The following is a 506-nucleotide window of genomic DNA, read 5'->3' on the forward strand; positions in this document are numbered from 1 at the left end:
TTCATCCAGAGCGTTACTGCCACCATCCGAATGACAGTTCTCGCAACTTTTCGCGTGGATAGCCTTACCTTTCATCGCTAACGCTTGATCAAAAGACTGCTTAGCAGGCACAAACTCAAGCCCAGCATAATGTTTTGCTAACTCTTCAATCTGCGCTTCAGATAAAGATTTGACTATCGTCACCATGTCGCCTTTTTGGCTCGTGTCTCCGTATACGTGATTAACCGAAGCTGAGGGTCTGCCTTCAAGGTAACGCAACATCTGGTCGAAAAAGTTGAACTCGGGAATCCCTGCGATGGTCGGAATATTCGTGTCTGAGCTAACACCGTTTGGCCCATGACAAGCTTCACATTCATGTTGTGAAATTAGCTCACTTGGTGACGCTAAACTGTGGGAGGCCAAAACTGAGCTAATGGCTAACACCGAGGAAAATTTTAGAGATAATTTAATTAGTTGGTGCATATTAGACTGACTCCGTAGTAATTATCTTTGTTAATCAAAACCAG

1 protein-coding gene is annotated in these 506 nt (G+C 44.1%); it reads right to left on the reverse strand.

Annotation, left to right across the window (positions count from 1 at the left end; genetic code table 11):
- Positions 1-462 (reverse strand): cytochrome c-553 (locus tag R7Z49_RS27900; RefSeq protein WP_318112901.1); only part of this gene is annotated, 462 nt, incomplete at its 3' end.
- Positions 463-506: the final 44 nt, after the last annotated feature.

The organism is Vibrio sp. 1562 (genome assembly GCF_033340155.1).
In the GTDB taxonomy this organism is placed as follows: Bacteria; Pseudomonadota; Gammaproteobacteria; order Enterobacterales; family Vibrionaceae; genus Vibrio; species Vibrio alginolyticus.